This is a genomic window from Nonomuraea fuscirosea (genome assembly GCF_035917475.1).
GTDB lineage: Bacteria > Actinomycetota > Actinomycetes > Streptosporangiales > Streptosporangiaceae > Nonomuraea > Nonomuraea fuscirosea.
In genome coordinates this window covers 7,161,562-7,185,621 of sequence record NZ_CP109074.1, presented here as the reverse complement: position 1 = coordinate 7,185,621, position 24,060 = coordinate 7,161,562, and the positions used below count along the sequence as shown (strand labels likewise).

Genomic DNA, 24,060 nt, shown 5'->3' with positions numbered 1-24,060 from the left:
GGCCGTCATCTCATGCGGCCTCCACCCGGAACGTCGTGTGGTACGTCCGCGACTCCTGCGCGCCGAGCCAGATCATGCTGCCGTCCCGCCTGGCCGCCGCGTCGCCCGACACGTGGTGCGTGGACGGCTCCAGCCCGACCGCGTAGTTGCCCGAGCGCAGGTTCAGCCACTCGAAGAAGTACGGGAACTCCTCCGCCCGCCACTCCACCGCCACCCGCATGCCCAGCCGCTCGTTGACCACGGCCACGCGGTGCAGGCCGTCGGGGCGCGGCACGAGCGCGTGCTCGTACACCTGCTCCACGAACCCCGGCACGGGCCCGGGGAAGGTGAGGTGATCGGCCTGCTGCTCGGCCACGCTGTCGCTGCGCCAGAGCGTCTCGCAGATGTCGGCCTCCAGCCTGGCGCCCTCGTCGAGCAGCGGCCAGCCCAGATTGATGTGGTACAGGTACATGTGCGGCGCCGGCTCGAACCCGGCGTTGGTCACCGTGTCGGTCAGCCGGATCTCGTTCCCGCCCAGGTCCGCCTCGATCCGGCGGACCAGGCGCAGGTTCTCCGCGAAGACCGCCGCCTGGCGCACCTCGCCCTCGGCCCACAGCACGCACCGCTCGCCGTCCCACCGCTCGCCGTAGCCGCTCAGGCGGGCGGGCAGGTTCCCGGCCCGGCCGTGCAGCCCGTGCCGTACGGACTCGCGCGGCGGATACCGGTAGCCGTCGGCCGGCACGTCGCCGCCGAACAGCGTGTGATCCAGCCCGGCCGTGACGATCAGACCCGAGAACGAGCGCAGCCACGACAGCCCGTCCTCGTCGTTGTTCTCGTGCAGTCCCGGATGCCGGAAGCCGGTGGGGGAGCGCCAGCCGAACGAGCGCCCCGCGTGCTCGGCGGGACCGATGTCCATGCACCGGTCCACCAGCACGTCGAACGCCAGCCCCGACCCGGTGCGGAACTCCAACGCCCTGACCCCGCGCTCCACGCCGTCGGCCAGCGTCACCAGCCGGACCCCGCCGGCCGCGCTCAGGTCGCCTGTCAGCTCGGCCAGCCGCCTGCGCTCCGGCGTCATGCCATCACCCACCCTCCGTTGACTTCGACGCACTGGCCGGTGACGAACGAGGCGTCCGGCCCGGTCAGGAACGACACCACGGCCGCCAGCTCGTCCGGCGTGCCGCGCCGCCGCAGCGCCTGCCGTTCCAGGACCATCCGGTTGTACGCCTCCAGGTCCTCGTGGATCTCCTCGGCGGCGGTCGGGAACGCGCCGGGGGAGACGCAGTTGACCCGGATCTCCCTCGGCCCGAGCTCGCGGGCCAGCGCCCTGGTGAAGGCCGCCGCCGCGCCCTTGGTGGAGACGTACGCGGCCAGGTCGGGCCAGCCGCCGTGCATGGTGATCGAGGCGACGTTGACGATCGCCCCGCCGCCCTCGCAGTCGCTCCTGCCGAGCATCTGCCTGGCCGCGTGCTGGGCGCACAGCCAGTAGGCGCGCTGGTTGACCGCGACGACCTCGTCGTACTCCTCCGGCGGCACTTCCAGGAACGGCCGGGCCGGATAGACGGCGGCGTTGTTGACGAGGATGCCGACCGGGCCGAGCCTGGCCGCGGTCTCGGTGAAGGCGGCCTCGATCGCCGCCGCGTCGCGCAGGTCGGCCTTCAGGTTGAGGGCGCCGTCGAGGCCGCCCGCGTCGACGTCGAGTGCGGCCACCCGGTGGCCGTCGGCGGTCAGGCGGCGCACGATCGCGCGGCCGAGCGCTCCCGCGGCACCGGTGACGAGCGCCGTGGTCATCTGGTCCTCCATTCCTCGTGCAGGTTCTTCAGCAGGTCGCGGGCGGGGGCGCGGGCGAGCAGCCCGTCGCGGATCAGCGCCGACGAGCGCTCCTGCAGCGCGATGTAGCCGGGGAAGCGCGGCCTGATCCAGGCGGCCTCCACGGTGGCGAGCGTGTCGCGGTAGAAGCTCGTGCCGGTCTTCTCCGCCGTCCAGACCGAGCGGGCGGCCGGCTGGCCCCCGACCGAGGGGAACAGCTCCGCCTGCACCGGCTCCGACACCAGGCGCAGCAGGTGCGCACGGATGGCGTCGCGGTTCGAGCCTCGGTCCGCGTCGAGCCGCCGCCGTGAGACCACGAGTCCGGTGCCGCCGAGCACGCTGCCCGGCGGGCGGCCGGGCCAGGCGGGCGCGTCGCCGAAGGTCAGGGGATAGGTGACGTAGCCGTACAGAAGAGGGCAGAAGTCCACCTGGCCGGCCGTCATCGCGTCCAGCACGCCGACCGGGTTGAGCGGCGACACCTCGGGGTCCGACAGCGCCAGCAGCTCGGCCATCAGCTCCAGCGCCCGCTCGCCGGACTGCTCGTCGAGGAAGTCCCCGCCGCACAGCGCGCAGAACATCAGGAACGCGTGCGGCCCGCCCAGGCACAGCGCCATCCGCGCGCCGGCGGCCAGCCCCGCCACCTCCGGCCACGTGCGCGGCGGCCGCACCCCGGGACGGGCGGCGGCCACCTGGGCGGCGGCGTCCAGGGGCAGCGCCCACTGGCGTCCGTCCAGGCGGTAACTCTCGTACGAGCGGCCCGCGAACCGAAGCCCGGCCAGCCCGGCCAGCTCGGCCGGCTCGAACAGCTCCTCCATCGGCACCAGCGCGTCCAGCGCCGCGCCCAGCCCGGGATGGTCGATCACCAGCACGTCGTACGTCTCGCAGAGCCGCGCGATCGGCTCCGACTCGAACCCCGCCAAGGGCTGCCGGTCCCACTCGATCGGCTCGGGGACGGCCCCGTACGGGTTCGCGCCCGCGTGGTCGAGCCGGGTCAGCTCGTCCAGCGGGGCGTACCCGCGCGGATGGTCCCAGGTCAGTCCTCGCATGCCAGCACGCCCTCCGCCACCAGCTCCTCCGTCCGCCCGGCGGCGTAGCCGAGCTCGCCGAGCAGCTCCCTGGTGTGCTCGCCCACGAGCGGCGCGCCCCTGCGGACCTCGGGCGGGGTGGCGCTGAAGCCGTAGGGGAAGCCGGGGGTGGTGACCGTGCCCTCGGTGCGGTGCTCGTAGGTGACGAACGAGCCGTTGTGCCTGACCTGCGGATCCTCGACCAGGTCGGCGTAGCCGTAGACCGGGCCGGCCCACAGGTCGTGGCGGGCGCAGATCTCCAGCCACTCCGCCGTCGTGCGCGCGGGCAGGCGGGCCGCCACCAGCGCGGTGATCTCGTCGCGCCTGGTGTGGCCGTCGGCGTCGCCGTCCATCGCGGCCAGCTCCGGCAGGTCCAGCGCCACGGCCAGGCCGTCCAGCCGGGGCATGCCGAGCGCGAGGTAGCCGTCCTTGGTGGCGAAGACGCCGTACGGGGCGCGGATGTAGGTGTGGCCGTGCGGTTCGCGGCCGCGCCGCTGCGGCACCCCGCCGACCGTGTAGATCGACAGCTCCTGCATCTGCACGGCGACGGCCGCGTCCAGCATGTTGACGCTCACCCGCTGGCCCTCGCCGGTGCGCTCGCGGTGCAGCAGCGCGGCCAGCGCGCCCTCGAACGCGCTGTAGGCGGTGATGGCGTCGATGGCGTAGGAGCCGGCCGGCGCCGGCGGGTCGCCCTCGCGGCCGGTGCTCAGCATGGCGCCGCTCATGGCCTGCAGCAGCAGGTCCTGGCCGGGGCGCGCGGTGTAGGGGCCGCTCTCGCCGTAGCCGGACATCGACACGTACACGATCGACGGGTTGAGCGCGCTGATCGTCTCGTAGTCCATGCCCAGCCGCTCGGCCACGCCGGGCCGGTAGTTCTGCAGGAACACGTCCGCCGTCGCGGCCAGCCGGTGCACGATCTCGCGGCCCGCGTCGGCCTTCAGGTTGACGGCCAGGCTGCGCTTGTTGCGGTTGAGCGACAGGAACGAGGCGTTCACCCGCCTGCCGGTGGCGCCGCCCGCCGGGGCGTGCCGCTGCCACTCGCCGCCGACCGGCTCCACCTTGACCACGTCCGCGCCCAGGTCGCCCAGGCGCATGGCGGCCAGCGGGCCCGCCATCGCGATGGACAGATCCACCACGCGGTATCCGTCGAGCACGCCCATGTCAGCGGCCCTCGAAGGCGGGCTCGCGGCGCGCGGCGAAGGCGGCCCTGCCCTCGGCGGCGTCGGCGGTGGCGAAGCAGACGGTCTGCAGGTCGCGCTCGTACTGGATGGCCTGGTCGAGCGGCATCGAGTAGGCGGCCTTGAGGTTGGCCTTGGCCGTCTGGGCGGCGATCGGCGCGCGCCTGGCGATGGTGGCCGCCAGCTCCTTCGCCGCCTTCAGCAGCTCCTCCCGCGGATGCACGTCGCTGACCAGACCCCATGCTCGGGCCTTGGCGGCGTCTATGGGGTCGCCGGTCAGCAGCATGGTGGCCGCGTTGCTCGGCCCGACCGCGTGCGCGAGCAGCGCCGACTGGCCGCTGCCGCCGATCCAGCCGAGCTTGATCTCCGGGGCGGCGAACGTGGCCGTCTCGGCGGCCAGCCTGATGTCGCAGGCCATGGCCAGCTCCAGGCCGCCGCCGTAGGCGTAGCCGTTGACCGCGGCCACGATGGGCTTGCGCAGGGCGCGGACGGCGTCGCCGTAGTCGCCGCGGTTGCGGAACTCCCAGGCGGTGGCGTACTCGTCGAGCTCGCGGATGTCGCTGCCCACGCAGAACGAGCGCTCGCCCGCTCCGGTGAGCACCGCCACGCGGAGATCGGGGTCGGCGTCGATCCGCGACAGGCAGGCGCGCAGCGCGGCGGCCATGTCCGGGGTGACGGCGTTCAGTTTCGCGGGTCGGTTGAGGGTGACGACGGCCACCGGGCCGTCGACGTCGAGGAGGACGTCCAAGGGAGCCCTTTCTTGCGGGGTTGTTCCAGCGGCTTACGGCCGGTGCTCACGTGGAGTTCCGGCATCCGGCCGGGCGTTCAGCAGCAGAGACGTACGTGCTGCTCGGCGTCGGCGCGGGCGACCTCGACCACCGTGCGCATGGCCGCCTCGGCCTCGCTGTGGTGGTGTCGCCCGATGGCCTGGGCCACGCGCTCGTGGCCGGGCAGCGTCTCCTTGTTATGGGCCACCGAGCGGGTGTGCACCTGGCGCACGGACCGCAGGGCGATGCTGATCATGTCGTAGATGTAGAGGAGCAGGTCGTTGTCGGCCGCGGCGAAGATCGCCTGGTGGAAGGCCAGGTCGGCCTCGATGAACGGCTCGGGGTCGTCGGCCGTGGCGTACAGCGCCTCCATGGCCTCGTCGATGCGGCGCACGGCGGCGGCGTCGGCCCGCTCGGAGGCCACCCGCGCCGCGCCGGGCTCCAGCGCGACCCGCAGGTCGGCCAGCACCCGGATGTCGCCCGGCGTGGGCTCGGGCTCGAACCGCCAGCTCAGCACGTCGGCGTCGAGCAGGCTCCAGGACGCGCGCGGGCGCACGATCGTGCCCGCGCTCCTCCTGGTCTCCAGCAGGCCCTTGCCGGCCAGGACCTTCACGCCCTCCCGTACGGCGGAGCGGCCCACGCCGAGCTCGCCGACCAGCTCCTCCTCGATGGGGATGGACGTGCCCGGAGGCAGCGTGCCGCCGACGATGCGGGCGCCGAGGGCCTGGACGACCTGGACGTGCCGGGCCGAGTCCCGCTGGGGATCGTTTGCCACGAGACCGGACGCTATACCGAGCGCGCCGAAATTCCTAGGCTTTCATCTGATGAAGTTGCTTTTTTCATCAGATGAAGTGACTTTTCGGGATATTGGTAGTACCTTTCCGGCGAGTGGTACGACCAATCGCGCCGAGGTGCTCACCATGCCCACCGACCCCGCCGCCGCCGATTTCGCCTCCGGCTCGTTGGCCGATGCGCTCTCCGACGCTCTGTCCGACCTGATCCGCGAGCTCGGGGAGGGCGCCAGGATGCCGCCCGAGCGGGAGCTGGCCGAGCGGCTGGGCGTCAGCCGCGGCGCGCTGCGCGACCGCCTGCGGCTCCTGGAGGGCTTCGGCGTGCTGAGCCGGCGCCAGGGCTCCGGCACGTACGTGCGGCGCCTGGCCCCGGAAGGGCTCGAATTCGCCCTCGACCTGGCCCTGTCGGCCAGCCACCTCAGCATCGAGTCCCTGCACTCCGTACGGGTGGCGCTGGAACGCCAGGCCGCCAGGGAGGCGGCGCGCAGGGCGGACCCGGTCGCGATCGGCCACGTCGGCAAGGCCCTGGCCGGCATGGAGGCCGCCGCCACCGCCGAGGACATCGACCGGGCCGACTTCGCCTTCCACCAGGCGCTGCTGCACGCCACCGGCAACGCCGCCCTCACCTTCTTCGCCGACGCGATGACCGGCGTGCTGTTCCGCGCCGTACGCCAGCGGCGCGACCGGCTCAAGACCCACCCGCGCGACAAGGAACTCTCGCTGGCCGCCCACCGGCCCCTGTACGAGGCCCTGCTGGCCGGCGACGAGGACGCGGCCGGGCAGGCCAGCGACGACCACTTCCAGGTCTGGCACGACCTGTTCACCCAGCCCGAGATGCGACGACCGTGACGACACGGCCCGCGGCAGCCACGGGCTGGACGACGCGGCCGGGACCCACCATCACGATGGCGCGACCATGACGACGAAGGCAGGCCATGACGAGAACCCTGGGACTCATCCACACCTCGGCCACGCTCGTGCCGGTGTTCGCCGAGTTGTGCGCGAAACACCTGCCGGGCGTCGAGACGTTCAACATCGTCGACGACAGCCTGATCAAGGACACCGTGGCCGCCGGCCACCTGACGCCGGGCACCGCGCGCCGCGTCGCCGGCCACATCGGCTCGGCCGAGGCCGCCGGAGCCGATCACATCCTGGTCACCTGCTCCTCGATCGGCGCGGCGGTGGAGGCGTCCGAGCCGCTGACCGGCGTGCCGGTGACCCGGGTGGACCGTCCGATGGCCGACAGGGCCGTGGCGCTCGGCCGCCGCATCGGCGTGTGCGCCACCCTGTCCACCACCCTCGACCCCACCGCCGACCTGGTACGCAGGCGCGCGGCGGCGGCCGGCGCCGAGATCGAGCTGACCGCCAGGCTGTGCGAAGGCGCGTTCGAGGCCCTGATGAGCGGCGACGCCGCCACCCACGACGCCCGCGTGGCCGCCGCGCTGGCCGAGCTGGGCGGGCAGGTGGACGTGATCGTGCTGGCCCAGGCGTCGATGGCGCGGGTCGCCGGGGCCGTCGAGTCGCCGGTCCCCATCCTGGCCAGCCCGCCGCTCGCCATGGAACACCTGGCGAAGGAGCTGTATGCGTGAGATGACGGTGGCCACGTACCGGGTGGTCACCCGCCTGCCGCTGGAGCAGGCGGTCAGCGCCATCGCGGGCGAGCAGAGCACCGGCACGTTCGTCAGCGTCGCGGGCGAGACGGACGAGCTGCGCGCCCGCCACAGTGCGGTGGTGCTCGGCATGACGGAGATCCCCGCGCCGATCGGCGAGGCCCTGCCCGGCGCGCGCGGGTCGGGGCCGCTGCACGCCGCCCTCGTCCGGATCGGCTTTCCGCTGGACAACACCGGGCCGTCGCTGACGAACCTGTTCCCGGTGGTCGCGGGCAACCTGTACGAGCTGCGCGAGCTGGCTGGGCTCAAGCTGGTCGACCTGGAGCTGCCGGACGCGTTCGGGCGGGCGTACCTGCCGGCCGGGTTCGCCGTCGAAGGCACCCGGCGGCTGGCCGGGCGGCCGGACGGCGTGCTGATCGGCACCATCGTCAAGCCCAACGTCGGCCTGCGCCCGTCCGACTACGTGGACCTGGTGCTGGAGCTGGGCCTGGCCGGGGCCGACTTCATCAAGGACGACGAGGTCAACGCCGACTGCCCGCCCGCGCCGCTCGCCCAGCGCGTCCGGGCCGTGACGGGGGCGCTGGACGAGGTGGAGCGGCGTACGGGGCGGCGGCCGATGTACGCCTTCAACATCAGCGACGAGCCCGACCGGATGCTGCGCCACCACGACATGGTGGTGGCCGCCGGCGGCACCTGCGTGATGGTCAACCTCAACGTCGTCGGCTTCCCGGCCGTGGCCATGCTGCGCCGGCACGCCAGGGTGCCGATCCACGCCCACGTCACCGGCATCGGGGCGCTGGCCCGGCATCCGGGGCTCGGGATCGGGCACGCGGCGTACCAGAAGCTGGCCCGCCTGACCGGCGTCGACCACCTGCACTGCGGCGGGTTCCACAGCAAGTTCTACGTGAGCGACGACGAGGTGGCGGCGATGGTCGGGGCGGTGCGCGCCCCGCTGCTCGGCGGCTTCCCGTGCCTGCCGGTGCTGTCGTCGGCGCAGTGGGCGGGAACGGCGCCGGTCACGCTGGAACGAACCGGGACGGACGACCTGCTGGTGCTGGCGGGCGGGGGCGTGCTCGGCCACCCGGACGGGCCGGCGGCCGGCATCACCAGCATCCGCCAGGCCTGGACCGCCACGGCGGCCGGGGTGCCGCTGACGGAGGTCGATTCGCCGGAACTGTACAGAGCCCTCGACCACTTCGGCGGCGTGGTGACGAGGTGAAACCGGCGTCATGACCCTGATCGCCTTCGTGGCCGACGACTTCACCGGGGCGACCGACGCGTTGTGGCAGTTCAGACGGTTCGGGCTGAGCGGGTCGCTGGTCACGGACGTGTCCCACCTGCACGATCGGGACGACGTCATCGGCGTCGCCACCACCGCCCGCGCCGCGGCCGACCCGGTCGCTGTCGCGCTCCCGGCGCTCAGGGCGGTGGCGGCGCTCCGGCCGCTGGCCGTCCAGTACAAGATCTGCTCGACGTTCGACTCCTCGCCCGCGCACGGCAGCATCGGCGCGGTCATCGCGGCCCTGCACCGGGAAGGGCTGGCCCGGCGCGCGGTGCCGGTGCTGGCCGCGCAGCCGGAGTTCGGGCGCTACACGGTGTACGGCAACCACTTCGTCCGGTCGGGGGAGGAGGTCGTCCGCCTCGACCGCCACCCACCCGCCCGCGACCACCCCGTCACCCCGGCGACCGAGGCCGACCTGCGGGTACGCCTGGAGGAACAGGGCGCGGGGCGCACCGGCCTGCTGCCGGCGGGGGCGTCGGAGGATCTGTACCGCGCGAGAAGCCGAGACGCCGCCTTCATCGCGGACGCCTCCACCGAGCAGCACCTCCACACCCTCGGCCGCCTGCTCCTCACCGACACCGCGCCAGAAGACGTGCTCTTCTGCGCCGGCTCAGGAGGCCTGAGCTATGCCCTCGCCTCAGCCCTCACCGGCGGCGAGCCGGATCTGGGCGGGGCAGGCCGGGGTGGGGCGGGTTTCGAGGGACGCGGGCCGAGGGCAGGCGGTCGTGGGTCGGGTAAGGAGAGGAGCCGGGCGGGGGCGGTGCTGGTGGTGTCCGGGAGTCGGTCGCCGGTCACCGTCCGGCAGATCGGCGCGGCGGAGCGGGCCGGTTGGACGGTGGTGGACGTCTCCGCAGGCCAGGATGCGATCGTCCAGGCCGAGGAGAGCCTGCGTGCCGAGTGTCACACGATCGTGCAATCCACCAGGGGCCCGGCGCTCGATCCGGCCGGGATCGGTGAGCTGCTCGGCCGGGTGGCCGCCGCGTCGGTGCGGGCCGGGCTGGTGCGACGGCTGGTGGTGGCCGGTGGCGACACCTCGGGCCAGGTCGTCGCGGCGCTCGGGGTCCGCGCCCTCGACGTGATCGGCGTGCTCGCGGTCGGGGGGCCGGTGTGCGTGCCGGCCGCCGATGATCCGGCGTTCGACGGGCTGGAGGTGGCGCTCAAGGGCGGCCAGGTGGGCGACGACGACTACTTCCTGCGAGCCGCGACGTGACACCGGCCGCCGGTCGCGACGTATCCCCAGCCTGCGACGTTTCTCTGGCCTGCGACGTATCCCTGGCCTGCGACGTGACCTGCTCACCCCTGCCCCCGGCGGCGGTTCGCTTGTAGCCGGGGCGGGGACCGTACGCCCGGCGCGGTATGGCCGGGGAGGGGCGTGCACCACGGGAGGCGCAGGCAGGGACGCGCCCCGGGTGGGATGTCCGGGGCGGCCTCGACTGGCACCGTAGAAGGCATGATGTTTCCGGATTTGCAGGGCAAGGTAGCGCTGGTCACCGGGGGTTCGGGCGGCATCGGGCGCGAGACCGTACGGGTGCTGGCCGCCCAGGGCATGCGCGTCGCCGTCAACGGCCGCGACCCCGCCGCCATCGAGGCCACCGTGAACGAGGTCCCGGACGGCCGCGCCATCGGGGTGGCCGCCGACACCACGGACCAGGCCGCCGTCGAGTCGATGCGCGAGCAGGTCGAGCGCCGCCTGGGCCCGGTGGACGTGCTGGCGGTCTTCGCCGGCGGCGGCACGGGCCGGCCACAGCCGATCGACCAGACGAGCGCGGAGGACTGGCACGCCACCGTGGACGCCAACCTCACCTCGACCTTCCTCGTCATCAGGACGTTCCTGCCGAGCATGAGAGAGCGCGGGCAGGGCTCGATCATCACCATGTCCTCCCTGGCCGCCCGCACCCCCACCCCCGCCTCCGTGGCCTACACGGCGGCCAAGGCCGGGGTGATCGCGCTGACCAAGCAGCTGGCGTACGAGCTGGGCCCGGCCGGCGTCCGGGTCAACAACGTCGCGCCCTCGACGATCATGACGGAGCGCCTGGAGCGGCGGATGCCGCCGGAGTTCGCCGAGCGCATGCTGGCCGAGCACCCGCTCGGCCGGCTCGGCCGGCCGCTGGACGTGGCCAACGTCACGGCCTTCCTCGCCTCCGACGCCTCCTCGTGGCTGACCGGGCTGACGATCGACGTGGCCGGCGGCAAGTGGATGCCGTGACGGCCGCGGGCCGGGTCGCCGTCGCGGCCGTCGAGCTCGGTCTCGGCATGAACAACACCACCTACAAGGTCACCGTCGAGGGCCTGGACCGTCCGGTGGTGCTGCGGTTCGCGCCGGACCCGGCCCGTCAGTTCGCCTCCGAGCGGGACCATCCGGATGGCGTCGAGGAAGCAGGACGAGCGGCCGGCGTTCTGGGAGTCCTACGGCGAGCCGGACGCGGACCCGGCGGCGCGGTGGCGCTCCCTCCGCTACGAGCTGCGCCATCTCGGCGCCGTCCGGCTGGAGCAGCATCGGCTCGGTCAGGCCGCGGCGGTACGCGACTCCTACGCCGGCGTCGCCGCCGTGCTCACCGCCGTGCTCACCGCCGTGCTCACCGGCCCGCTCAGCCGGGTCGTTTGACGCGTAGCCTCACCCCTCAGCGAATATGGTGTGGATCACGCCGGTTCGTCGTCATTCGTGTACGGATCCTGTGACACACGGCTTCTGTGAGACGTCCGAAAGGGCATCTGGTAGGCGATATTTCCGCAGGTCGAGGGGCGGGAGCGAAGTCGTCTGACAGGGCTCGTCGATCTTTTGTGAGTGACCTGACCGTTATATGGCTCCGTTTCTGCCTGTTATCGCTTTGCTTATATTCTTCGCGTTGATCGCCATCCCGCAGACATGTGAATTTCACGACGCGGGATGGGTTTACGTTGAGGGGGCACCGCTCCGCCCGTGAGTTCGCGCCCTCGATCAGCGCGAACGGAGAGTAATGGGCAAGTACCTGCTCCGCAGGTTGGCAATAAATGTGATCTTGGTAGCCATCGCGGCCAGCCTCGCGTACATGCTCGCGGCGACGACCATGAACCCGCGAGCCGCGTACGAGGGCCGGCAGCCGCCGGTGCCCGAGGCTGTCATCGACGCCACACTTGACGCCTACAACCTGAACGACAAGACCCCGGTGCTCGTGCGTTACGCGACCTGGGCCAAGGGGGTCGTCACCGGAGACTTCGGCAAGACCTGGAACGGCGGCTCGGTCAACGGCGAGATGGGCCGGCGCATCATGGTCAGCCTGCGCCTCCTGCTGATCGGCACGCTGCTGGGCTTCGCCCTGGGGGTGGTGCTGGGGGCGGTCTCCGCGGTCAAGCAGTACAAGTTCAGCGACCGGTTAATCGGGGTCAGCTCCTTCGTGATCATGGCCATCCCGGTGTTCGTGCTGGCGACCCTGCTGGCCATCGCCACGTACAACCTGAACAGAGGGCTGGGGTTCACGCTGATCGAGTACACCGGCGAGTACAACCCGCGGCTGTCCGGCTGGGACCAGTTCGTCAACCGGCTCAACCACCTGATCCTGCCGACGATCTCCCTCAGCCTCGGCTCGATCGCCTTCTACAGCCGGATCCAGCGCAACATGATGCTCGACGTGCTGGGCCAGGACTTCGTCCGCACGGCCATGGCCAAGGGCCTGCGGCGCAGGACGGCGCTGACGAAGCACGCGCTGCGCACCGCGCTGATCCCCTCGGCCACCTACTTCGCGTTCGCGTTCGGGACGATGTTCACCGGAGCCACGTTCACGGAGAAGATCTTCGCCTGGCACGGCATGGGCGCCTGGCTGGTCGACTCGATCAACCAGAACGACGTCAACTCCGTCGCCGCGGTCACGTTCTTCGCCGCCGTCTGCATCCTGTTCGCCTCCTTCCTGTCGGACCTGCTGGTCGCGGCGCTCGATCCTCGGGTCCGGGTGAGCTGACATGCGTTCGAAAGTCGTCTTCAGGCGCCTGCTGCGCAACAACCAGGCCCGTTACGGATTCGTCGCCCTGGTCCTGCTCGTGGGCCTGGCCTACGTCGGGCCGTTCATCGGCGCGTACGAGTGGACCGAGAAGGACTTCCTGTCCTTCCTGTCGCCGCCGGGCGGTGACCACTGGTGGGGCACCACCTCCATCGGCCAGGACATGTACGCGGTCACGCTGCGCGGCATGCAGAAGTCCATCGTCATCGGCCTGCTGGTCGCGCTGATCTCGACCGGCCTGGCGGCCGTCGTGGGCGCCTTCGCCGGATACTTCGGCGGCTGGGTGGACCGGGTGCTCATGTGGGGTGTGGACCTGCTGCTGGTCCTGCCGAGCTTCCTGGTCATCGCGATCATCTCGCCGCGGCTGCGGGAGGGCACCTGGCTCTGGTTCGTGGCGCTGCTCGCGGCGTTCTCCTGGATGATCACCTCCAGGGTCGTGCGCAGCATGACGCTCTCGCTCCGCGAGCGGGAGTACGTCCTGGCCGCCGTCTACATGGGCATCCCCCGCTGGAAGATCATCTTCCGGCACATCGTGCCCAACCTGTCCTCTCTGCTCATCATCGACGCGACGCTCAACGTCAGTGGCGCGATCATCGGTGAGGCCGCGCTGTCCTTCTTCGGGTTCGGCATCCAGCCGCCCGACGTCTCGCTGGGCACGCTGATCGCGACCGGCTCCGGCAACGCCACCGGCTATCCGTGGCTGTTCGCCTTCCCGGCCGGCCTGCTGGTCGCCCTGGTGCTCAGCGTCAACCTGATCGGCGACGGCCTGCGCGACGCACTCGACCCGGGGAGCAACACGTGAGCATTCTGCAGGTCAAGGACCTCACCGTCACCTTCCCCGGCGGCATCGAAGCCGTGCGCGGCGTCAGCTACGAGGTCGAGCGCGGCGAAGTGCTCGGCATCGTGGGCGAGTCCGGCTCGGGCAAGTCGGTGACCTCGCTGGCCGTGATGGGCCTGCTGCCGAAGAACGCCGTGGTGGACGGCTCGGTCACGCTGCACGGGCAAGAGCTGCTCGGCATGAAGGAAGACGACCTGGTCAAGGTACGCGGCAAGTCGATCAGCATGATCTTCCAGGATCCGCTGTCGGCCTTCACGCCCGTGTTCACCATCGGCGACCAGATCGCCGAGGCCGTCCGGGTCCACCAGAAGATGGGCAAGGACAAGGCCGCCAAGCGGGCCGTCGAACTGCTCGACCTGGTCGGCATCCCCAACCCGAACCTGCGGGCCAAGGCGTTCCCGCACGAGTTCTCCGGCGGCATGCGGCAGCGCGCGATGATCGCCATGGCCATCGCCAACGACCCCGACCTGCTGATCTGCGACGAGCCGACCACCGCGCTCGACGTCACCATCCAGGCCCAGGTGCTGGAGGTGCTCAAGACCGCCCAGCAGGAGACCGGCGCGGGCATCGTGATGATCACCCACGACCTGGGCGTCATCGCCGGCATGGCCGACCGGGTGCTCGTCATGTACGCGGGGCGGCCGGTCGAGCAGGGGCCCGTCGAGGACATCTACTACCGGCCGCGGATGCCGTACACGATGGGACTGCTCGCCTCGATCCCCAGGGTCGACGGCGAGGAGGGGCCGCTGGTGCCCATCGACGGCAACCCGCCGTCGCCGGCGGCGCTGCCGCCCGGCTGCCCGTTCGCGCCGCGCTGCCCGATGAAGGTGGACATGTGCGACGACGAGGAGCCGCCGCTGACGCCCTTCGGCGGCGGGCGGCACGTGGCCTGCATCCGCGCGCACGAGATCGAGCACAAGAACCTGACCGGAGCCGACGTGTTCCCGGTGCCGGTCATCCCGCCGAACGACGTGGTCCGGGTGCCGCGCGCCGAGCGGCCGACCGTGCTGGAGCTCGACGAGCTGATCAGGCACTACCCGCTGATGAAGGGCGCGGTCTTCAAGCGCCGCGTCGGCACGGTGTACGCCGTCGACGGCATCAGCCTCGACATCGCCCAGGGCGAGACGCTGGCCCTGGTCGGCGAGTCCGGCTGCGGCAAGACCACCACGCTGCAGCAGATCATGCAGCTCCAGCCGCCGCAGGGCGGCCGGGTGGTCGTGCTCGGCAGGAACAGCGCCGAGCTGGACAAGGCGGCGCGCAAGGAGCTCCGCGGCGACCTGCAGATCGTCTTCCAGGACCCGATGGCCGCGCTCGACCCGCGCATGCCGATCGGCGACATCATCGCCGAGCCGCTGCGCGCGCACGGCGTCAAGGACGACGTGCGGGGCAAGGTCGCCGAGCTGCTGCGGCTCGTCGGGCTGGCGCCCGAGCACGCGGAACGCTACCCGCAGCAGTTCTCCGGCGGCCAGCGCCAGCGCATCGGCATCGCCCGCGCGCTCGCGCTGGAGCCGAAGCTGCTGGTGCTGGACGAGCCGGTCTCGGCACTCGACGTGTCCATCCAGGCGGGCGTGATCAACCTGCTGGAGGAGCTGAAGAACAGGCTGGGTCTGTCCTACCTGTTCGTGGCGCACGACCTGGCGGTGGTACGGCATCTCGCCGACCGGGTGGCGGTCATGTACCTGGGCCGGATCGCCGAGATCGGGGCGGTCGAGAACGTCTACGACCGTCCGGCGCACCCGTACACGCAGGCGCTGCTGTCGGCGATCCCGCTGCCCGACCCCGAGATGGAACGCACCCGCAAGCGGATCCTGCTCGAAGGCGACCTGCCCAGCCCGGCGGACCCGCCGTCGGGCTGCAGGTTCCGCACCCGCTGCCCCAAGTTCGCCCGGCTGAGCGAGGCCGAGCGGCGGCGGTGTGTGGACGAAGAGCCCTCGGTTGCCCGGCTGACGCGTGCCGTGGACCACGGCGCCGCCTGCCATTACGCGGAGGAGATCGAGGTCATCACGGCCTCGGAAAATCAGGAGGAAGAGTGAAGGTTCATTACCGTGCGGCCGCTGGGCTGGCGGTCCTGGCCATGGCCGTCGCGGCCTGTGGCGGTGGCGGCGGCACCGAGAACAAGCAGCCGAACGCCGAGCAGTCCAAGCAGGCTCAGCAGCAGATGACGGAGACCCCGATCATCAGCATCAACTCCGTCCCGTACGCGCAGGTCAAGGACGGCGGCACGCTCACCCTGGCGATCGGGCAGTGGCCCACGCAGTGGAACGGCAACCACGTCGACGGCAACCAGGCCGATACGGCGACGATGCTGGACCCGATCATGCCGCAGCTGATGATGGCGGACGAGAACGCCACGTTCACCCCCAACAAGGACTACGTCAGCGACGTCAAGAACGACATGTCCTCGGGCAAGCAGGTCATCACGTACACGCTCAACGAGAAGGCCAAGTGGTCGGACGGCACGCCGATCACCTGGAAGGACCTCGAGGCGGCGTGGAAGGCCAACAGCGGCGAGAACAAGAAGTTCAAGCCGGCCTCCACGGACGGCTGGGACAAGATCGAGTCCGTTGCCAAGGGTGACTCGGACAACATCGCCGTCATCACCTTCAAGAAGCCGTACTCGGAGTGGCAGGGCCTGTTCAACCGCGGCACCTCCCACCTCTTCCCGGCCGAGCACATCGACACGCCGGAGAAGTACGAGAAGGACTACCTGCAGAAGATCCCGGTCACGGCCGGTCCCTTCAAGGTGGAATCCCTCGACGAGGGCACCAAGACACTCACCCTGGTGCGCGACGACAACTGGTGGGGTCAGAAGACCAAGCTGGACAAGCTCATCTTCCGGGCCATCCCCGACCCGGCCGCCGAGGTGAACGCCTTCGCCAACGGCGAACTGGACGCCGCGGAGATCCAGTCCGGCGCCCCGGCCGACCTGAAGCGGGCCAAGGAGGTGCCGGGCGCCGAGATCCGCAAGTCGCTCAGCCCGAACTGGCGCCACATCACGGTGAACAACCAGAGCGAGTTCCTCAAGGAGAAGGAAGTCCGCCAGGCCGTCCAGTACGCGATCAACCGTGACGTGATCACGCAGTCGGACCTGAAGGACATGGAGTGGCCGCTGCAGACGCTCGGCAACCACGTCTTCATGAACAACCACAAGGGTTACGTCGACAACTCCGGCGACCTGGGCAAGTACAACCTGGACAAGGCCAAGCAGCTGCTCGACGCGGCCGGCTGGAAGCAGGAGGGCGAGTACCGCAAGAAGGACGGCAAGGAGCTCGCGCTGAGCTTCGTCATCCCGACGGCGACGCCCGTCTCGCAGACGGAGGGTGAGCTCACCCAGGCCATGCTCAAGGAGGCCGGGATCAAGGTCACGATCCGCCCGGTCCCCGTGGACAAGTTCTTCAACGACTTCATCATCAAGGGTGACTTCGACCTGGTGCCGTTCTCCTGGATCGGCACGCCGCTGCCGCTGGGCTCGCTGCCGCAGATCTACAAGACCGGCTCGGAGAGCAACTTCCCCAAGATGAGCGACCCCGAGATCGACGCCGCCATCCAGGCGGCCGTGGACGAGATGGACCCGGCCGCGGCGATCCAGAAGGCCAACGCGGCCGACAAGCTGATCTGGGACCGGGTGCACACCATCCCGCTGTACCAGCGGCCTGAGATCTTCGCGACGAAGAAGACGCTGGCGAACTGGGGCGCCCGCGGTTACAAGTACTACGACTGGACGGCCGTCGGCTTCACCGGCTGACGTTCTGCCCAGCAGTGACACAGAGGACCCCCGGCCGCTCCGGCCGGGGGTCCTCGTCTATTTCGCGAACTCCTGGATCGTCGTCGGGGGCCGGCCGCCGTGCCGCTCGATGCTCGCGGTGACGCGGTAGAGCGGGTGGTCGCCGGCACCGATGAAGCGGAAGAGCGCCCACAGGTGGGTCAGGTGCTCGACGGTGACCTCGTCGCGGTAGACGTCCGCCGCCCACGCCTCCCACTCCTCGGGCGGCACGTCCTCGTACGTCACCCCGAGCGCGTCCGCCGCCTCGCCGGCCGTGGCCATCTGCCCCGTCACCAGGCACACCGGATCGGCGGGGGCGGGATCGAGCAGCAGCCCCGCGCCGACCCTGGCCACGTCCTCGCCCGCGACCAGCGGGATCAGCGTCTCGGGAGAGCCGAGCGGGAGCGCCAGCCGGCCCGCCGCGGCGGCCACGACGGCGAGGTTCTCGAAGAACACCGCGGCCCGGAGGTGCACCGCGCCCACCCCGGCCCAGTCGAAGACCTGCTCCGACACCCAGTGGCGGCGCATCCTGGGCGTGCCCGCCTCGGGGGAGGCGTCGAGCTGGGAGACCTCGACGACGCGCTCGACCCCCTCCTCCCTGGCCGCCGCCGCGAACGCGCCGGTGGCCTCCAGCAGGCCCGCCGTCACCGGGTAGGTGAAGAACGCCCGCCTGACCCCGCGCATGGCCGGGCGCACCGAGGCGATCTCGCACAGGTCGCCTGCCACCACCTCGGCGCCGAGCTCGCGCAGCTCCCGCGCCCGGTGGTCGTCGGTGTGGACGAAGGCGCGCACGGCCTCGCCGCGGCGCAGCAGCAGGTCCACGACGTGCCGCCCGGTCGAGCCCTGCGGCCCGCCGGCCGCTCCCGTGACCAGGATCATCGCCGCTCCCCAAGGCTCGGGGTGGCCGGCCGGAGGAGGCTCGGCAGGACCGGGCTCATCGGCGCTCCTCAAGGCTCAACGTGAACAGGCCGAGTCGCTCCAGGTCGCGCAGGAACGGCTCGGCGGGGAACGCCTCGGCCGGGGCGTACACGCCCGGCTGATCCGGGCCCAGACCGTCGGCCAGCCGGACGGCGGCCTCGACCGAGGTCAGGGCGCTCATGCGCCACAGGTCCCGCCCGCGCGCCTGCCCCGCCCGGCCGCCGCCCTCGGTGATCACCTGCACGGCGACCGTGAAATCGGAGCCCGCCCGGGTGGCCGCGTCCACGTGTTCGCTGGTGAACGCCTGCTCCTCCTCGAACGTGGCCGCCGTCAGCTGCGCCTCCACCCGCGCCGTCCGTACGTGCCTGGGCACGGTGACGACCTCGGAGAACGGCACGGGGGCGATCATCGTGCGCGGCCCCAGCGGCGGCGGGAACGGGAAGACGGCGTTGCGCGGCTCGACGTAGCCGACCCGCTGGACCCCGTCGGCGAAGGTGATCCGCTGGGTGTCGGCGAACAGCAGCTCGGCGGTCGCCCTGGCGCCCGTGGTCAGCCGCCAGCCGCTCACCGCGTACGCGGTCACCACCCGCTCGATCCCGGCCATCCCGGCGGCCACGGCCCCGGCCAGCAGGTCGCCCAGCCCGCCGTAGAAGCTCATCGCCGTGACCATGGTGACGCCCGCCGCCCGCGCCGGCTCCGTCAAGGTGTCGAACATCCACTTCGTGTGGTGCTGTTCCAGGGCGTGGTCCACGTAGTGGCAGCCGGCCTCGGCGGCGGCCGTGGCGACCGGTTTGCCGGTGTGCGTGAACGGGCCCGCGCAGTGGATCAGCACCGCCGCCCGGCCGGCCAGCTCGCGTAAGGCGGCGGGGTCGTCGAGCGCGGCCTGGTGGACGGGCGCCCCGCCGAGCTCGTCGGACAGGGCCTTGAGAGCGCCGGCGTCGCGGCCGGCCAGGATGACGTCCCGGCCCCGGGCGCGCAGGTCGGCCGCCACCAGGCGCCCGGTGTGGCCGGTGGCGCCGTAGACGGCGATGTGCGGTGATGACATGGCTACAACTCCTCGGTTTCACGTCACTATGTTCGACAATTTCCCATCGAGTCAATGAGAATCCGAATCAGTGAGCGAAACCGGCGGCCGGGCCTCCGTGGAGGCCGGCCGCCGGGTGACCCCGGTCAGCCGGGGAGAGCCGGGTCAGCCGTGGGAGTCGGGCACCGAGCTCTTGAGGGTGATCCCGCAGGACGGGCCGTTCTGGCCGTCGAAGCGGACGGAGTTCCAGAAGTCGCGGAAGTCGACGTAGAAGTTGCCCTTGCCGCGCGGGCTGGTCACCGCCGTGCAGCCGCCGTAGGCAGCCTCGGAGTAGAGGTGGATCCAGGAGTCCGTACGGTTCCAGTCGGACTTGCCCCGGTCGGCCATGCCGAGCGCGGCCAGGTCGGGCGTGTTGCCCTGGATCTGGATGATGTCCCCGGTGCCGTCGAGCCCGGAGAACATGCAGTAGTAGCCCTCCTGGCAGCGGTCGTACCCGTCGGCGGCCTGGGCCGGCCCGGCCACGGCCGTCAGGGCCGCGACAGCCAGCGGTAACGCCAGAATCTGAAACTTCTTGCCCACAGTGCCTCCATGGCCGAAACTTTCTTTCGGCTCGAACATACAACGCGCGATCTTGTCAGGAAAGGGGTTGACTTACGCCGCCGTGCTGAGCGACACCTCGACCGAGCCGCGGGTGCCCCAGCGGTTGACCCGCCGGCAGGTCAGCAGCGCGTAGACGTACATCGGGCGCAGCACCAGCGACCGCCAGCCGCAGGCCAGCGGGGCCAGCGCGAACGCGAGCAGCCGCGCGCCCGGGCTCTCGTCGGAGCGGCGCACGGTGAACAGCCGCAGCGCCATCAGATAGTTCATCGCCACCGCGACCTGTGCCGCCGCCAGAGCCAGCTCTCCCAGCCGCCCCCGGTACGCCGGGTCGGCGACCAGCACGACCGGTACGGCCAGGGCGAGCAGCAGGTGCAGGTACTCCGCGACCGTCGTCCAGAAGACCGGCCCGGTCAGCGGCTGGTAACGCAGCCACCACAGGTGCCGCACGGCGGTGCCGCGCATCCAGCGCAGCTGCTGCTTGGCGTAGTGGCCGAAACGCTCGGGCGCCAGCGTGAACACCATCGACGACGGCTGGTGCACCGTGCGCCCGGACAGCGAGGCGTAGAAGGTGAGCATGGAGTCGTCGTTCATCTGCATCGGACGCCCGCGGAAGCGCTCGCTCTCGTACGCGCCGGCGCAGGCGCGGACGACGTCCGCCCGGTAGAAGGCCAGCGCGCCCGAGTTCATCGTCACCCGGCGCAGCACCGACTGGGCGCTGCGCAGGCCGCGGGTGAAGGGCAGGTACAGCACCCCGGTCAGCCGGGCGAGCAGGCCGGCGGCGCGGTTCAGCACCAGCACCTGCCCGGCCACCGAGCGCACCCGAGGATCGGCGAACGGGGCCAGACCCTCCCTGACGGCGTGCCGGTCGAGCACGGAGTCGCTGTCGAGGGTGACGAAGACGTCGCCGTCGTCCTCGGCAAGCACGTGCATCTGGGCGAAGCGCTTGCCCCGGTTGGCGGTACGGTCCCAGGTCGTCTCGATGCCGCGGAGCATGGCCTCGCACTCGAAGTCGCGGCGTACGTCGTCGTAGGAGACGGGTTCGCCCGCCAGGGCCGAGCCGTCGTCCACCACCCGCACCCGGTTCACCGGCCGGCTCTGCGTCAGCACCGAGCGCAGGCACGCGCGCAGCGCCTCCGGATCCTCGTTGTAGACGGGGATCTGCACGGTCACCCGCAGGGCGTCGATCCGCTTCCGCGCGCCCGGCGGGACCGTGACCGGCCGCTCCAGCCAGGCCAGCGGCAGCCACCACAGCAGCAGCGAGGCGGTGAGCCAGGCCAGCGGCAGCTCGTACGGGCGGTCGCCGACCGTCCCCGTCAGGGTGGCCAGACGGGTGACGCCCCAGCCGGCGAGCGCCGCGACCGCGAGCGCGCCGAGGACGAGGAGCTTTCCCGATCCGGCGTACCGGGCGGTGAGCTTTCGTGGTGCGGCCATGTCCAGTCCGTTCCGTCGTCCTGCCGGTTTCGGTGTGCTGTCCGTTGTGTCGCGGCCGGGAAGCGCGGGGTCAGCGGCACATCGGGCCCCGGCCGCGCCGGAACCCGGCGCGCACCGCGAAGGCCCCGGCCAGCACGAGTGACAGACAGCCGGCGACCAGCCAGGGGTGCCCGCCCGCGAGCGCGGCCACGGCCACACCGCCGCCGAAACCGGCCAGGGATCCGTACGCCATGCGGCACTCCTTCTCCACGCGGGATCGAGGTGACGCTGGCGACCTAGCCGGAGGCGGGTTCACATAACCCCTTGGCCGCTTAAAGGCCCGTGCAACAGCGGGCCGCGGAAGGGACGCGCGGACCGGTCAAGCGGCGGTGAAACTTTCACCGCCTCCCGGCCCGTTTCCGCTGGTGCCGTCACCGCTCCGGCCGGTGCGGCGGGCCGGGCCGGGAGACTCGGGCCCTGGAGCTTACAGTGCCTGTGGGGGCGCTCCCGACAACCCTTCGAGCCGGCCGGAGCAGCCTGCGATGAGCAATCGAAGCAGCAGATGGAGGAGCGGGGCCGCGGTGCTCGCGCTCGTCGCGGCCGGCCTGGTCATGCCGCCGGCGACCGCCACGGCGGCCTTCCCCTACCAGGACCCCGCCCTTCCTGTGCCCGTCCGGGTCGCCGACCTCGTGTCCCGGATGTCGCTGGAGGAGAAACTCGGCCAGATGACCCAGGGTGAGCGCGCCTCGGTCAGCGCCGCCGACGTCACCGCGTACCGGCTCGGCTCGGTCCTGTCGGGCGGCGGCTCAGCGCCGCCGGTCAACACGGCGGCCGGCTGGGCGGACATGTACGACGGCTACCAGAAGGCCGCCCTGGCGACGCCGCTCGGCATCCCGCTCGTCTACGGCGTGGACGCCGTGCACGGCCACAACAACGTGGCCGGGGCCACGATCTTCCCGCACAACATCGGCCTCGGCGCCACCCGTGACCCCGGCCTGGCCGAGCGGATCGGGCGGGCCGTGGCCGAGGAGGTGTCCGGCACCGGGATCGACTGGAACTTCGCGCCCTGCCTGTGCGTGGCGCGCGACGACCGGTGGGGGCGTACGTACGAGTCGTTCGGCGAGACCCCCGACCTGCCCGCGTCGATGGCCTCCATCGTGACCGGACTGCAGGGCGAGACGCTGGACGGCCCCGCCTCCGTGCTGGCCACCGCCAAGCACTACGTCGGCGACGGCGGCACCACGGGCGGCGCCGACCAGGGCGACACCCGGCTGTCCGAGGCCGGCCTGCGGGCCGTCCATCTGCCGCCGTTCGAGGCCGCGGTACGGCGCGGGGTCGGCTCGGTGATGATCTCCTTCAGCCGATGGAACGGCGTCAAGCTGCACGGACACCGCTATCTGATCACCACGGTGCTCAAGGAGGAGTTGGGCTTCGGCGGGTTCGTCGTCTCCGACTGGAACGGCATCGACCAGATCGACGGCGTCCCCGGCACCTCCGCGCTCGACGTGCGCACCGCCGTCAACGCCGGCGTCGACATGGTGATGGTGCCGGTCGAATGGCGCAGGTTCATCGACCTGCTCCGCGCCGAAGTGCGGGCCGGGCGGGTGAGCACGGCGCGGGTGGACGACGCGGTACGGCGCGTGCTGACCAAGAAGTTCGAGCTCGGCCTGTTCGAGCGGCCCCTGACCGACCGCTCGTACACGGCGAGCGTGGGCAGCGCCGCGCACCGGGCCCTGGCCCGCGAGGCGGTGGCCAGGTCGCAGGTCGTGCTGAAGAACGCCGGCGGGGTGCTGCCCCTCGCCAGGACCGGCGGCAAGATCTTCGTGGCGGGGAAGAACGCGGACGACATCGGCAACCAGAGCGGCGGCTGGACGATCACCTGGCAGGGCTCGTCCGGCGCCGTCACCCCCGGCACCACGATCCTGCGGGGCATCAGGAACACCGTCGGGTCCGCCGCCACCGTCACCTACAGCAGTGACGGCAGCGGCATCGACGGCTCCTACCGGGTGGCCGTCGCCGTCGTCGGCGAGACCCCGTACGCCGAGACGCGGGGCGACCGGCCCGGCGGGCTCGCCCTGGACGCCGCGGACCTGAGCACCATCGCCACCCTGCGCGCCTCGGGCGTGCCCGTCGTCGTGGTGCTCGTCTCCGGCCGCCCCCTCGACATCGCCGCCGAGCTGCCCGGCTGGAACGCCGCCGTGGCCGCCTGGTTGCCCGGCACCGAGGGGCAGGGCGTCGCCGACGTGCTCTTCGGGGTCGTCCCGCCGACCGGCCGGCTGCCCATGACCTGGATGCGCGCCTTCTCCCAGCAGCCGATCAACGCGGGGGACGGCCAGACACCGCTGTTCGCGCAGGGGTACGGGCTCACGTAGGTCACCGGTCCGTGTGCACCCGGCCGAACTCGACCAGCGGCGTCCCACCGGCGAAGTTGCGATCGACCTCGGCCCGCTCGGCGGCGCTGGGGTTGGCGTTGGTACAGCTCACGGGCGCGCTGGAGCCGGACATCAGGTCGGTGCAGCGCCCGGTGCGCCGGTCGGGCAGGCCCAGGATGTGGCCGATCTCGTGGGTGGCGATCCGCACCCGGTTGTAGCCCTGGTCGACGGCCTGGCGGCCCATCCAGATCGTGCCGCGCCCCAGGCTGGTGGGCAGGGCCCTGGGCCAGCCGTTGTCGGCGAGCACGACGAAGTGCGCGGGCGTGCCCTTGACCAGCCGGACGTTGGCGACGCTGGCGTTCCACACCTGCGCGGCCTGGTCCACGGTGGCGCTGAACTCGGCGGCCCGGCCGGCGTCGTACCTGAGCACCGTCACCAGCGCACTGGCCTGCGCGGGCGCGGTGACCAGCAGGAACGCCAGCGTCAGCAGGGCGCTCAGCATGAGGCGGAGAGGTCGTGACACGGATCCTCCTGGGGGAGTGGGGGGTGCTGTGAACGGTATGCGCGCTCCGTCCTCCCGAAGAGCTGTCAGCTTGCCCCTATCACGGTGATATGGCCGCAGCGGATCGGCTGCGTGGCGCCCCGGACCCGCGCGGGGCGGCGGTCCGCGTCACGGCGCTC

23 protein-coding genes are annotated in these 24,060 nt (G+C 71.8%); 11 read left to right on the top strand and 12 right to left on the bottom strand.

Annotated elements, in window-relative coordinates:
• Positions 1 to 10: 10 nt before the first annotated feature.
• From OIE67_RS32820 to OIE67_RS32795, 6 genes are all read right to left on the bottom strand, one after another.
• Positions 11 to 1,057, bottom strand: a complete 1,047-nt coding sequence (locus OIE67_RS32820; protein WP_326627752.1) for an aldose 1-epimerase family protein — start codon at positions 1,055 to 1,057, stop codon at positions 11 to 13.
• Positions 1,054 to 1,770: an SDR family NAD(P)-dependent oxidoreductase gene (locus OIE67_RS32815; RefSeq protein ID WP_326627750.1), complete on the bottom strand. Its 717-nt coding sequence runs from the start codon at positions 1,768 to 1,770 to the stop codon at positions 1,054 to 1,056. Before OIE67_RS32815 ends, OIE67_RS32820 begins: the two co-directional genes overlap by 4 nt.
• On the bottom strand, positions 1,767 to 2,834 hold the full coding sequence (locus OIE67_RS32810) for a type 2 periplasmic-binding domain-containing protein (protein ID WP_326627749.1): 1,068 nt from the start codon (positions 2,832 to 2,834) through the stop codon (positions 1,767 to 1,769). Before OIE67_RS32810 ends, OIE67_RS32815 begins: the two co-directional genes overlap by 4 nt.
• Positions 2,822 to 4,012 carry a CaiB/BaiF CoA transferase family protein gene (locus OIE67_RS32805; RefSeq protein ID WP_326627747.1) on the bottom strand — a complete coding sequence of 397 codons (1,191 nt, stop codon included), beginning with the start codon at positions 4,010 to 4,012 and terminating at the stop codon, positions 2,822 to 2,824. Before OIE67_RS32805 ends, OIE67_RS32810 begins: the two co-directional genes overlap by 13 nt.
• 1 nt (position 4,013) lies before the next feature.
• Positions 4,014 to 4,778 (bottom strand): enoyl-CoA hydratase/isomerase family protein, encoded by a 765-nt coding sequence (locus OIE67_RS32800; protein WP_326627745.1) that lies wholly within the window; start codon positions 4,776 to 4,778, stop codon positions 4,014 to 4,016.
• A gap of 77 nt (positions 4,779 to 4,855) precedes the next feature.
• Positions 4,856 to 5,572 (bottom strand): FadR/GntR family transcriptional regulator, encoded by a 717-nt coding sequence (locus OIE67_RS32795; RefSeq protein WP_326627744.1) that lies wholly within the window; start codon positions 5,570 to 5,572, stop codon positions 4,856 to 4,858.
• Between the two features lie 145 nt (positions 5,573 to 5,717).
• On the opposite strand from OIE67_RS32795, the gene OIE67_RS32790 reads away from it, so the two are divergent.
• The 10 genes from OIE67_RS32790 (at position 5,718) to OIE67_RS32745 (ending at position 17,037) form a co-directional block, all read left to right on the top strand.
• Entirely contained in the window at positions 5,718 to 6,437 is a 720-nt protein-coding gene (locus OIE67_RS32790; RefSeq protein ID WP_326627742.1) for a FadR/GntR family transcriptional regulator, read from the top strand.
• A gap of 86 nt (positions 6,438 to 6,523) precedes the next feature.
• Positions 6,524 to 7,177, top strand: a complete 654-nt coding sequence (locus tag OIE67_RS32785; protein WP_326627740.1) for an aspartate/glutamate racemase family protein — start codon at positions 6,524 to 6,526, stop codon at positions 7,175 to 7,177.
• Positions 7,170 to 8,417 carry a RuBisCO large subunit C-terminal-like domain-containing protein gene (locus OIE67_RS32780; RefSeq protein ID WP_326627738.1) on the top strand — a complete coding sequence of 416 codons (1,248 nt, stop codon included), beginning with the start codon at positions 7,170 to 7,172 and terminating at the stop codon, positions 8,415 to 8,417. Before OIE67_RS32785 ends, OIE67_RS32780 begins: the two co-directional genes overlap by 8 nt.
• Positions 8,418 to 8,427: 10 nt before the next feature.
• Positions 8,428 to 9,690, top strand: coding sequence for a four-carbon acid sugar kinase family protein (locus OIE67_RS32775; RefSeq protein ID WP_326627736.1), 1,263 nt, complete (start codon positions 8,428 to 8,430; stop codon positions 9,688 to 9,690).
• Between the two features lie 240 nt (positions 9,691 to 9,930).
• Positions 9,931 to 10,686, top strand: coding sequence for an SDR family NAD(P)-dependent oxidoreductase (locus tag OIE67_RS32770; protein ID WP_326627734.1), 756 nt, complete (start codon positions 9,931 to 9,933; stop codon positions 10,684 to 10,686).
• Between the two features lie 156 nt (positions 10,687 to 10,842).
• Positions 10,843 to 11,085 (top strand): hypothetical protein, encoded by a 243-nt coding sequence (locus tag OIE67_RS32765; protein ID WP_326627732.1) that lies wholly within the window; start codon positions 10,843 to 10,845, stop codon positions 11,083 to 11,085.
• Between the two features lie 352 nt (positions 11,086 to 11,437).
• Positions 11,438 to 12,415, top strand: a complete 978-nt coding sequence (locus tag OIE67_RS32760; RefSeq protein WP_106235977.1) for an ABC transporter permease — start codon at positions 11,438 to 11,440, stop codon at positions 12,413 to 12,415.
• Between the two features lies 1 nt (position 12,416).
• Entirely contained in the window at positions 12,417 to 13,256 is an 840-nt protein-coding gene (locus tag OIE67_RS32755) for an ABC transporter permease (RefSeq protein WP_326627728.1), read from the top strand.
• Positions 13,253 to 15,325 carry an ABC transporter ATP-binding protein gene (locus OIE67_RS32750; RefSeq protein WP_326627727.1) on the top strand — a complete coding sequence of 691 codons (2,073 nt, stop codon included), beginning with the start codon at positions 13,253 to 13,255 and terminating at the stop codon, positions 15,323 to 15,325. The genes OIE67_RS32755 and OIE67_RS32750 overlap by 4 nt, the downstream gene beginning before the upstream one ends.
• A complete protein-coding gene (locus OIE67_RS32745; RefSeq protein ID WP_326627724.1) occupies positions 15,322 to 17,037 on the top strand; it encodes an ABC transporter family substrate-binding protein in 1,716 nt (571 codons plus the stop codon). The genes OIE67_RS32750 and OIE67_RS32745 overlap by 4 nt, the downstream gene beginning before the upstream one ends.
• A gap of 57 nt (positions 17,038 to 17,094) precedes the next feature.
• Here OIE67_RS32745 and OIE67_RS32740 read toward each other — a convergent pair whose 3' ends face one another.
• The 5 genes from OIE67_RS32740 to OIE67_RS32720 form a co-directional block, all read right to left on the bottom strand.
• Positions 17,095 to 17,934, bottom strand: a complete 840-nt coding sequence (locus OIE67_RS32740) for an NAD(P)H-binding protein (RefSeq protein WP_326627722.1) — start codon at positions 17,932 to 17,934, stop codon at positions 17,095 to 17,097.
• A 55-nt stretch (positions 17,935 to 17,989) separates the two neighbouring features.
• Positions 17,990 to 19,018, bottom strand: a complete 1,029-nt coding sequence (locus OIE67_RS32735; RefSeq protein ID WP_326627719.1) for a saccharopine dehydrogenase NADP-binding domain-containing protein — start codon at positions 19,016 to 19,018, stop codon at positions 17,990 to 17,992.
• 144 nt (positions 19,019 to 19,162) lie between these two features.
• Positions 19,163 to 19,576: a peptidase inhibitor family I36 protein gene (locus OIE67_RS32730; protein ID WP_326627717.1), complete on the bottom strand. Its 414-nt coding sequence runs from the start codon at positions 19,574 to 19,576 to the stop codon at positions 19,163 to 19,165.
• Positions 19,577 to 19,648: 72 nt separating this feature from the next.
• Positions 19,649 to 21,028 (bottom strand): glycosyltransferase family 2 protein, encoded by a 1,380-nt coding sequence (locus OIE67_RS32725; RefSeq protein WP_326627716.1) that lies wholly within the window; start codon positions 21,026 to 21,028, stop codon positions 19,649 to 19,651.
• Between the two features lie 70 nt (positions 21,029 to 21,098).
• Positions 21,099 to 21,260, bottom strand: coding sequence for a hypothetical protein (locus OIE67_RS32720; protein ID WP_181307105.1), 162 nt, complete (start codon positions 21,258 to 21,260; stop codon positions 21,099 to 21,101).
• Between the two features lie 289 nt (positions 21,261 to 21,549).
• Here OIE67_RS32720 and OIE67_RS32715 point away from each other — a divergent pair, with 289 nt between their 5' ends.
• Positions 21,550 to 23,379, top strand: a complete 1,830-nt coding sequence (locus tag OIE67_RS32715) for a glycoside hydrolase family 3 protein (protein WP_326627709.1) — start codon at positions 21,550 to 21,552, stop codon at positions 23,377 to 23,379.
• A 1-nt stretch (position 23,380) separates the two neighbouring features.
• Here the strand turns inward: OIE67_RS32715 and OIE67_RS32710 are convergent, their stop codons facing one another.
• Positions 23,381 to 23,902 (bottom strand): snapalysin family zinc-dependent metalloprotease, encoded by a 522-nt coding sequence (locus OIE67_RS32710; protein WP_326627707.1) that lies wholly within the window; start codon positions 23,900 to 23,902, stop codon positions 23,381 to 23,383.
• Positions 23,903 to 24,060: the final 158 nt, after the last annotated feature.